Source organism: uncultured Flavonifractor sp. (assembly GCF_944383115.1).
Classification (GTDB): domain Bacteria; phylum Bacillota; class Clostridia; order Oscillospirales; family Oscillospiraceae; genus Flavonifractor.
Genome location: NZ_CALWOJ010000156.1, coordinates 1 through 10524, shown reverse-complemented (window position 1 = coordinate 10524; position 10524 = coordinate 1). Strand labels below are relative to the sequence as shown.

The 10524-nt window shown below is 57.0% G+C and carries 5 protein-coding genes; 2 read left to right on the top strand and 3 right to left on the bottom strand.

Annotated features, from left to right (window positions below; all coding sequences use genetic code 11):
• Nucleotides 1-112: 112 nt before the first annotated feature.
• The 3 genes from Q0K43_RS11400 to Q0K43_RS11390 all read right to left on the bottom strand — a co-directional run bounded on the left by Q0K43_RS11400 (nucleotide 113) and on the right by Q0K43_RS11390 (nucleotide 4741).
• Nucleotides 113-1333: a LuxR C-terminal-related transcriptional regulator gene (locus Q0K43_RS11400; protein ID WP_297290646.1), complete on the bottom strand. Its 1221-nt coding sequence runs from the start codon at nucleotides 1331-1333 to the stop codon at nucleotides 113-115.
• A 160-nt stretch (nucleotides 1334-1493) separates the two neighbouring features.
• The gene (locus tag Q0K43_RS11395; RefSeq protein WP_297290645.1) at nucleotides 1494-2792 is read right to left on the bottom strand and encodes a hypothetical protein; all 1299 of its coding nucleotides are present in this window, start codon (nucleotides 2790-2792) and stop codon (nucleotides 1494-1496) included.
• 17 nt (nucleotides 2793-2809) lie between these two features.
• Nucleotides 2810-4741: a DNA cytosine methyltransferase gene (locus Q0K43_RS11390; protein WP_297290644.1), complete on the bottom strand. Its 1932-nt coding sequence runs from the start codon at nucleotides 4739-4741 to the stop codon at nucleotides 2810-2812.
• A gap of 579 nt (nucleotides 4742-5320) precedes the next feature.
• Between Q0K43_RS11390 and Q0K43_RS11385 the strand changes: the two genes are divergently transcribed.
• Together Q0K43_RS11385 and Q0K43_RS11380 are read left to right on the top strand one after the other, a co-directional pair.
• Nucleotides 5321-5743: a hypothetical protein gene (locus Q0K43_RS11385; protein ID WP_297290643.1), complete on the top strand. Its 423-nt coding sequence runs from the start codon at nucleotides 5321-5323 to the stop codon at nucleotides 5741-5743.
• A gap of 159 nt (nucleotides 5744-5902) precedes the next feature.
• The gene (locus Q0K43_RS11380) at nucleotides 5903-10306 is read left to right on the top strand and encodes an S-layer homology domain-containing protein (protein ID WP_297290642.1); all 4404 of its coding nucleotides are present in this window, start codon (nucleotides 5903-5905) and stop codon (nucleotides 10304-10306) included.
• Nucleotides 10307-10524 lie beyond the last annotated feature (218 nt).

Genomic DNA, 10524 nt, shown 5'->3' with positions numbered 1-10524 from the left:
CTTTTCTACTTTCCTCCTCGCTATAAGCTATTTTTTACCCCCGGCATAGCCGGGGGTTGACTTTGGTACCACCAACACAAAAAAATGCCCGCGGGATCTCCCGCGGGCATTTTTATCGCAGCATATACTTTTTCAGGTCCTGACGGTTATCGATGTTCAGCTTTTGCAGCACGGTGGAAATGTGCCGTTTGACGGTGTTGGGGGAAATATTCATATGGGCGCTGATCTCCTGGTTGGTCCAACCTCTGGCTGCCAGCATGGCGGCTGCAAACTCCGTTGTGGTCAGGTTATCAGCTACGTCGTGGCCTGTGTCCGGGTTATGGACCTTCCGCCAGCCGGCGGAAAACCGGTAGGTGATGGCAATGATGCGCTTGAAGTCCTCCGGCCATTCCTTCTTGATGACCGCCTCCAGCATCCCGCCCAGCAGACCGTGGTGTTCGCCAAACCCTTCGATCAGATCGTCCGGCCGGGCCAATGCCCAGGCGGACAACAGGTGGGTCTTGGCCCGTTCCGGCTGCTTCAGGCTCATGTAATCCATCACTGCCACCAGATGCAGATAAATGGCGGGAATGGGGTAATCCTCCCCCTGCATGGCAAGGGTAGCTTCCACTACGCCGGCGCTTTTTTCGTATCCCCCCTGCAAATAGAGGTAGTGGGCCTGTACATACAGGGCGAAGGCCCGCAGGCCCGGCGGCAGCAGCGGCAGGAACTCACGGGTCGGCGGCAGGCTCTCGGGCAGGGGGAGGTGAAGCAGCACGGCCGCAGCAGCGGCAAAAAAGGCAGACGCAGCCTGGAGCTGCGGTACTTTCTCCGATCGGGCAAGCAGAGCGTTGTTGACCTCCAAAAGCGCAAATCTGACTTGCTGTATCTGTCCGATGGAGAGGTTGGCGTAGGCATAGAGCAGGCATGCGGAAAGCCGCAGGCCAATGTCCGGGCTGGTCAGATAAAGCTGCACTTCCCGTGCCGCCATCTCCGGCTGCCCGCTGAAATAGTAATACTCGGCCATTGCGATCTTCTTCTGGGGCCCGTCGTTCATCGCCTCAATGCACTCTGCGCAGTGGCCGGGAAGAAAGGCTGTATTCATCAGAGGCAGCAGCAGCAAATCAGGTGCAGGCACACGGTTTGCCGAAGGCGGCGTGTCCCCTGCCTTCTCCGCCTCTTGCTTTCTCCGCTTTCTGGGATCCTCCGGCTTTTTCGCCTCAGCGGGGATCACCCAGGAACCGCCGATTTTCCTGGCTCCCTCGATGCGCCCGTCCGTGCAAAACTGGTTGACCCGGCGTTCCGACACTCCCCACTGCTCTGCAGCTTCCCGTATGGATAAATAATCTGTCATCTCCCGCACCGTCCCCTAACAAGCAACCCGTTCGGCAAACATGGTGCGGCAGTCGCACTTCTTGCCCGAATTGCAAAGGTATCGCTCTTATAGCATCATTATATACGAGCGTTCGTAGATTTTTCAACCTTCAATGCAAAAAATCTGGGCATGACCACCGTTATATCCGCCCTTCCCATTTGCGCATCACTGCAATCAGATCATTGATCCACGCGTCGCAAGGCTCGTCAATAGGTGCAATTCCCAACCGTTTTTGGGCAAAAGACTCCACCACTGCCACCAGCCATCTGTATCCAAGGGCGTCTCTCCGGGCTCGGTTCAGATCAGCGGATTCATAGTCGATCCACTGGTCAAATGAAAACAGGTAAACTTCCGTCCCGGTCTCGGCTTCCAGTTCCTTCTTCCGCGCCGCGATATCCCGCCTCAGATCTACGGCACAGTCCACCACGAAACCGGCCACCCTGACGTCGGGGTGGGTCAGAAGTTTATCCCGCAACTCCTCCAGTTCATCGCGCAGATACGGTTTCCCATACTTTGCATCCCAGGCTTCCATCACCACGTTATCTTCCGCCAATTCAATATCGCCGATATTCCCGTGCTTTTTATTGGCCGAACGCATCTGAGACATGGGGACGACCTCCACGTCCCCAAGGCAGTGCAGTTCGCTCATGGCCTGGAAGAACCCGTGCATCGCCACCTCAAAGGCTCTTGCCGAATAGTCCGTGCTGTGGAAAAAATCTGTAATCATCGCCTGAATGGTCTGAAAGGGCGCCGCTTTGAAACGGGCTGTCATCGAGCAGGCAAGATCCGCACATTTCCGAAACTGATCCGACCGGTTCTGAAGCAGTGCCATCATATACAAAAGGCCCAGTTCAGCAGGCATGGTTCCGTCCTCTATGGCATCCACAATGGCGATCCAGTCCCCAAAGGGGCCGCGCATTTCCGCTTTGTACAAGCTGGAATAGGGGTAATTTTCCGCCAGGCTGCGGGTCATAAACAGCCCGAATTTGTTCAGGCTCAGCAGTCCATGCTCCCGCAAAAAGGGGGTGTTGTATGTTGAATCAATGGTACGCATGGAGATCCCCTCCACCCAGGAGAAGGATCCCCTCCGGGTGGTGCCTTTATGGAGCCTGACGCTCTGCTGGGGCGCAATGCTCTTGATGGTAAGCTGCAAAAAAGCCAGCCCCACCAGAGCCCGGCCCACTTCGCTTGTAATGCCGTCCACCATGTTCCGGAGCAGGGCCTTGTTCCGTTCCGACAACCCGGAAAAATCGGCAGTCTGAACCGCGCTGAATTTCCGTTCCAGGTAGCCCTCTGCCAGCGTCTGGTTGATCAGGGCATAGCGCCGCTGAGTAGCCTGATCCTGAACTCCCTGGTAATAAACAATGGTCTCGCCATTTTGATGCAGTTCATACCGGTCCTCATATACATCAAGGTGCTTTTCATTCCTGTCCGCCATGATTTCATCCCCTTCTTTTACCGCAGTCTCTTCCCCAGTTGAACGCTGAGCGGGTTGAGGGTGGGAAAGGCATAAGGTATCAGCCAGTTCCCCGCTGGAATCTGTGGATTTGTGGCATGGTTTCTCACTTCATAGCCCAGACGCTTCAGATGTTCGGCCGCGGCCATCACTTGGTCCTCCGGCAGGTCCCAGCACTGGGAAAGCTGCCTGCCGGTCACCAGAGCCGCCACATGGGTTCCTGCAACCACCTGTTCCAGAACGTGGGCGAAAGGAACGCCGCCTGCCGTTTCACATCTGCACACCAGCTTGGGCAAATACTGATAGTAGCCGTTCAGCTGAACCAAATCGGCTCTGATCCCGTTGTCGATCAGCTCCCGCTCGAAGGCTTTCCAGGCTGCGGTAAAGCCCAAAACCGCCGTTGTTTTTACCCGCAGCAGTACCTGCCTGACGCCCAGCGTCCATATACCGTCCCGCGGCACAACCGCAACTTTTATACTGTCTGCGGTTTGCTCGCTCCCAATATCTGCCACGGAAACGGTCAGATCCTCGCCCCATGTTACAACGATCTTAAAATCCGCATCCTCCGGGGCCGCCTCTTTGAATTTGAAATTGGGTTGTATGGAACAAGCGTATTCCCGGGAATCGGGCAGGGCCTTTGCTTCCCGTTTCATGGCCCGGATGGCCATCTCGGCTTTTTTCCGATACGCATGGGTCTGCTCGCGCTTGCGCTTTCGAAAGCCCAACGTTTCAAACTCCTCAAGCAATGCAAGCGTGAAGGGAAACTTTGTCCCAAACACCTGCTGCCGAATGGCAACGGCCATCATTCTGGCCATCTGAGGCGGGACGGAGTTGCCGATCTGTTTCACCGCCGCCTGCTTACCGCCGCTGATCTCATAATCATTGGGGAACGTCTGCAGGCGTTTATATTCCTCATAGGTAAAGAAGCGATTTTCCCAATGCAGCGGACCGGTGTATGCCCCGCCGGAGGCTTTGATGGTCCGTACCGGGACGCTGGGATCTGCCTTGTATAAGAAATCAGAAAACTTGGACCTCCACGCGAAAACCGGATGGGGGTGCCCCATTTCCTCGGTATAAAAGCTGTAATTGAGGCCCGGAGGAATGGCCGGCAGCAGATTTGCATATCTGCCGCTCACGCGATGCTCCTCCTCCCGCTCCCGCGAACTCACGCCCTCAACAGCAGTTCCCGCATTATAAAAAGCGTTTCCATCCACCGAATCCGGCCCATGTGTGGGCCGGGGAAACTTGAACGTACCTTCCTTCAGGCCGACAATGATCAGCCGCTCTCTGTGCTGCGGCACGCCATAGTCCGCCGCGTCAAGGATGCGATGGTACAAACGATACCCCAGGGCAGAAAAGGCCTGTACAATTTCCGCCCATGCTTTCCCGCCCTGGGCGCCCACAATACCGTAGACATTTTCAAACAAAAAGCCTCTGGGGGAAAGCTCCCCCAGCAATCTCACATATTCCTTAAAGAGAACCCCTCTGGCATCCGTCGTGCCGGATACGCCGTTGGCTCTCCGCCCCGCTGCGCTGAAGGTCTGGCAGGGCGGCCCGCCGATGATAAAGTCAATCTGTCCCAAACCACACCCAGAAAATTCTCTGATATCAACACAGTGTATGGCAGCATGTTCAAACTGCTTCCCCGGGCCGGAGTTTGATCTCAACGTCCGGCAAAACTCCTCCTCTATTTCTACAGAGGCAACGATATCAAACCCCGCGTCCGCAAACCCGATATCCAGGCCGCCGGCTCCCGAGAATAAGCTCAATGTCCTGATGGCCGGGATGTGGTTGTCTGCAATCCATTGTCTCAGCGCCGCGCCGAATCGATCGGGCCAGGCGGGGGTATTGTCCTCAACGCCAAGGGTGTCGCATATTGCACCAAATTGTTTTCCCTGCTCTTGCATTGAAAACAGATCCAGTTGGTTCATGTTCGTGATCCTCCGCAGTGTTACCGTCGCTTCACGCAGACATCCATCTGCGATCAGGCCTTCTCAATGATTTTGTTCAAAACCGTCATTCTCATCGGGAAGCAGGTCTTGCTGAATATAAGAGCAGTATAGCACAGATACCCCCCTAACAGAAACACAAATTTCCCTACCTTAATATTTCGTTCCCAGCTCGCCGGAAACTGTATCTCTCTTCCTGTCTCAAAGGCATGCTTCATTTGAAACCTTGCCCATCCAAAAGAGTTGCCGCTGTCTTGTTTGTACATCGATTCCACCGAATCGGTACGCACCTTGGCCTTTCCAGTCACATTTTGTACACTATGCACACAGCATATTGTTTTACCCCTCCAATTGTTGTATATTTAGTCCATACGATTTTCAAAAAGCAAAGGAGGGAAACATGAAGACCAGGGTACGGCCGACCATTCGCCACAGGGGCTGACGGAACCGAACCATCACGGTTCTGGCCGCAGCCATTCGGAACTGGTATCTTTCCGGGCGAGCAGGCTGTTCCCCAGAGGGAATCCCCTCAAACATCAAAAAAGGAGGAATTCAGGAACCATGAAAAAGCGTGTACTATCCACATTACTATGCTTGTGTATGGTGCTGAGCCTATTGCCCAACACAGCATTAGCTGCTCCGGAGCCCCGTGCCGGCATGTCGGTGAATCCGAACGACGATATCCAGGCCGGTGACACCGTGCTTTTCGGGCATTATCCGGATGACAGCCGCGCCTCAGTTCCCATCGAGTGGCGCGTGCTTGATCCGAAGAGCAGTCACCTGTATTGGGATAACGGTCCGAGCAACTATCTCAAAGGTCCCGGTGCGGAATATGCCATGCTGCTCATCACGGAGCATCTGATGGTACCGGGTGAAATGGCAGAAGGTTCCGGCACACCGACGAAGAAGCCGCTTGCCTTCTCCGACGCGGGCACAACCTGGGATGACGGTAATGCCTGGAAAGTCAGCTCGGTCAAGCAATAGTGCCAAACCTTCTATGAGGATGCATTCAACGAGTACGAAAAGGCGCAGATTATGCAAACCACCCAGTTTGATGAGCGTATGGGCGGCGTTAACTCGTACGACGGCAGCAAATTCAGTACTGTAACCCCCGGACCCAACGCCAGCTATGGCAAGCCGGTTGTGTCCAAAGAATACGTCTTCTTCCCCTCCCTCAACGAAATTGACCAGTTTATCGGAAAAGTGGCATATGCCGACAAGTATGTCGATGAGCCGGAAAAGAAAGCGGCCACCTATCAACTGGCAGACGGCACCGAAGCCCCCTCGGCCTGGTGGACCCGTTCTGCAGTGTACAGCTATCCCGACAACAATTTGGTAGTCCGGATCCGGGCGGATGGGATGCAGGAGGCCGTTCTGGGTTCGGAGCAGATCGGCGGCGCACGCCCCATGATCAACGCTACCAAGCAGAACATTTTCATGCTCTCCTCTTCGGAAAACGGCAAACCGGTGGCCGCGCCCGGCGAGGTGACCGCGGTGCCCGAATATGACAGCAGCGCCTGGGAAATGACCATCTATGACGATGCCCACACCCTGCGCAGCGTCTCGTTCTCTAAGCAGCTGGTGGACGGGGCTGAGGTCGCCTTTACCTACGGCGGCGCCAGCCTGGGGCATCGGCTGTCCGTTGCCATCACCGACGGGAAAGGCGGCCCGGTACGCTATTTCGGCACCCTGGTGGAAGAGACCCAGACTGCCAACGGCAAGGCGATCCTGACTCTCCCTGCCGACTTTGACCCGTCGACGATGGCCCTCTACTTCTTCACGGAAACCCGGAACTCCGCCGATGAATACGATCTGGCCAGCAAGCCGGTGATCATTGAGCCTGACACGACGCCGGCAGCCCCTGACGCGCGCACCGTCCTTCTGACTGACCCGAGCCAGCTGGAAGAGGACGATGTGATCTACTTCGGCAATTACATCGACGACGACGATGACAGCTACGACCGTCTGGCCTGGCGCGTGCTTGACCCCAACGCCGGCAACGCCACCGGCAGCGGCGATCAGTTAATGATGGACGGCAGCCTGGTGGAGAACACCGACGCCATGTTCCTGGTGGCCGACCGGATGCTGGTACCCGGCTATGTAGTCGGTCCCTCTGGCTACACCCGGGACCCGATACGTTTTAATACATCTTCCAACGCCTGGCAGGGCAGCTATGCTCAGACCTGGTGCCAAGATATGTATGGCGCAGCCTTTACAGAGGCCGAGAAGAATCTGATCCCCAGCGTTTCCAAAAGCGATCCTGAGATGACAAACGTTGTAAGGCTGAGCAGCCAGAAATTCAATGTCACGGCTGTTCCCGATATTCTTAATGGGGATTTCGTCTTCCTTCCCTCCCTGTGGGAGATCCACGAGTATATCGGCAAAGTTGGTCACGGTGACAGCGGCGCCTCTAACAATCCCACGCCCAAGAGAACCGCTTATGAACGGTCGGATGGCTCCTATCGTTACTCCTCCTGGTGGACGCGCTCCCCAACGGGCAGTAGCCAGGTTGTTTGGATCGATTCCCAGGGCTTTCAGGATACGGTCAATGCTACTACTGCTCACGGCGGTGTGCGCCCCGCGCTCAACCTGATGCGCGAGGATATTGTACTGGTGTCCGCCGCGGTGAACGGCAAGGTCTGCGGCACCCCCGGCACAGTCACAGCCGTTCCTCTGCCGCAGAAATATGAGATTAAAGAGTTTTACGACTATCCCGATCAACCGGCTGTCCAGAATTTAATCGGCTATAATATCATCAAAGCCGGTGACGATTGGAAGCTCACGCTGCGCGACGACGACCACACGCTGACCGACGTCACCTTTGCCGAAGAGCTGGCCCCGGGCAAGACGGTTGCATTCCATTATACAGGCGCCAGCCTGGGTCACACGCTGTCGGTGATCATCACAAACGGTGTGGGCGGCAGCGGCCTGTACTACGGCACGCTGGTGGAAAACACCCAGGCAGCCGAGGGTACGGCATATCTGACGTTGCCCGACGACTTTGATCCGTCGACGATGGCGCTCTACTTCCTCACCGAGACGCGTAACGGCGATATGGAAAACGATTTCGGCAGCACACCGGTTGTGATCCCGCCCGACAGCGATCCCACGCCGGTTGACTATGTTGCTGAGGTAGTCACCCCGTCCGGCGCGACCACCCCCTATGAAACGCTGACCGCGGCGCTCAACGCGGCCCAGGCTGGCGACACCGTCCAGCTGCTCAAGAATGCCGACCTCACCCGCAGCGTACCGCAGGACGTTGTTCTGGTCGTTCCGTCCGGCAAGACTCTTTCCGTTCCTGCCACCACGGCCAATGATGTTCTGGCCAGTAAGGGTACCCTGCGCATCGATGCAGGCGGTAACCTGTCCATGCCCAATACTGCAAGCGCGCCCGAAACCTTTGTGGGCGCCACAGATGATGCCCGTATCCATCTGTCCGCAGGCTCTCTGTACTTCGCCTTTGCCGACCGCACGCTCACTCTGCCCGCTGGGGCGGAAGCCAGCGTTCCTGCCGGGAAGACCGCCAATCTCCTGCTGGGCGCTGAAAAATTGGCGCTGAATGCCGTCATCGAAAAGGACGCCAAGCTGACCGTTGCCGGTACGCTGAAGGCCATCTCGGGCAAAGACCAGGAGGGCAGCCATATAACGGTGGCCGGTACACTGGATGCGGCGTCCGGCACGCTGTCGCTGGCCAAGTATGCCGTGCTTACGGTTGAGGAGACGGGTGCGCTGGCAATAACACCGGCAACGATGTCTACGTTAACCGGAACGGTCAACCTGCACGCCGGCAGCACGGCCACGGTGGACGGCGCAGTCTGGGTCGGCGGCACGGAGGACGCTGCTTTGCAGCTGACTGCCGGTACACTGACCGCCAATTTCCAGCAGGTTGCCGACGACGGCACAGTCGATCTGGCCTTTACCGCGGCAAAGGCCACCATTCCCACCGGCAAGCGTTGGACCCTCAAGACGGGCCCGTTCTTCCTGCGCACTACGCTGGATGCTGATTCTCAGCTGACCGTAGCCGGAGCGTTCCAGGTGGCAAATGGTACCTCTCTTACTCTCAATGGCAAGCTGGACATCCCGGCGGGCGGCACCATGACCATCAGTTCCGAGGGTACCGTCAGCGGCAGCGGCAGCATCGATACATACGGCACTCTGCTCATCCGCCAGGGTGCAGCTTCCGCAGGTACTCTGGGTGTCAACGTGTCGTGCAGCGGCATCGTCGTTTACGACGGCACCGCACCCGATGCGGTTACCGGCACCATCACACTGCGTCCTTCCGGCAAAGTCTACGGCATGAGCAACATTGAGCCCAAACTGGTACACGCAGTGGCAACCGAAGACAAGATCTATGATGGAAAGACCTATACCCACGCCTGGATCTACGATGATCCCACTGTCTTCACCATCACCTTTGACGCCAACGGCGGCACTGTCTCCCCCACATCGGTTGACACCCAGACGGGCGGCGTACTGGCAACCCTCCCCACGCCCACCCGCAACGGCTATAACTTTGACGGCTGGTTCACAGACCCGACCGGCGGCGCCAAGATCACGAATGGCCACACCTTCACGCAGAATACGACGCTTTACGCCCACTGGACTGAAAAGAGCAGCGGCGGTGGCGGTGGCGGCGGCGGTTCGTCCTCTGGCTACACGATCACCGCATCGGTCACGGGCAGCGGTACCATTACACCCTCTGGCCGCGTGAAGGTTGACAGCGGCGAGGACATGACCTTTACCATCACTCCCGGCCGCGGCTATCGTATTTCGGACGTACTGGTGGACGGCAAGAGCGTTGGCGCGGTGGACAGCTATACCTTCCAGAAGGTAACCGCCTCCCACACCATCCAGGCCGTATTTAGCAAAGCGGTCGCCGACCCCGATACAACCGGCGTAGCCCGCTGGCTCAATACCGACGACCATGTGGCTTATCTCCAGGGCTACCCCGGCGGCACAGTCGGCCCCGACCGCAACATGGCTCGCGCAGAAGTCGCGCAGGTGTTCTACGCTCTGCTGCTCGACAAGGACGTCCCCATCACCGTCACCTTTACCGATGTCCCGGAGGATGCCTGGTATGCTCCGGCGGTGAATACGCTCGCTTCCATGGGTATTCTCAACGGAGTGGGCGGCGGCCGCTTTGATCCTTACCGCCCAATTACCCGTGCTGAGTTTGCTGCGATTGTGGCACGCTTTGCCAATCCCGCGCCTGATGGTACGGTCAGCTTCCCCGATGTAAAGGCCGATGATTGGTTCTATGATGCGGTACATACGGCGGTGGCCTATGGCTGGATCAACGGTTGCCCCGACGGCACCTTCCAGCCCATGGCATTTATCACCCGTGGAGAAGTGACTAAGATCGTCAACTCCATGCTCGACCGTCTGGCCGACCAGGCATTTGCCGATGAACATGCCAATGAGCTGGTCACCTTCTCCGATCTGTCTGTCAGCCACTGGGCTTACGAGCAGATACTGGAGGCAGCCAATGCCCATCAATATACCCGTGATGAAACCGGCATTGAAGACTGGACGGCGCTCGGCATCTAATTAACCTCTCTTCAGTCCCGGTGCAGCAGGGATTTTGACCTGGTGCGGTTTATACGGCCAGCCCAAAAAAGATCCTTGGCCGGATCATGCGAAAATCTAAGAGGAGTGGCGCCGCTGACGCGGCGCCACTCCTCTTTTGTATTGGTGGTACCAAAGTCAACCCCCGGCTATGCCGGGGGTAAAAAATAGCTTATAGCGAGGAGGAAAGTAGAAAAGTA

What these genes read in the sequence shown, in the direction of transcription:
- Q0K43_RS11400 (WP_297290646.1), bottom strand. Translation starts at nt 1,333, where the DNA reads ATGACAGATTATTTATCCATACGGGAAGCTGCAGAGCAGTGGGGAGTG.
- Q0K43_RS11395 (WP_297290645.1), bottom strand. Translation starts at nt 2,792, where the DNA reads ATGGCGGACAGGAATGAAAAGCACCTTGATGTATATGAGGACCGGTAT.
- Q0K43_RS11390 (WP_297290644.1), bottom strand. Translation starts at nt 4,741, where the DNA reads ATGAACCAACTGGATCTGTTTTCAATGCAAGAGCAGGGAAAACAATTT.
- Q0K43_RS11385 (WP_297290643.1), top strand. Translation starts at nt 5,321, where the DNA reads ATGAAAAAGCGTGTACTATCCACATTACTATGCTTGTGTATGGTGCTG.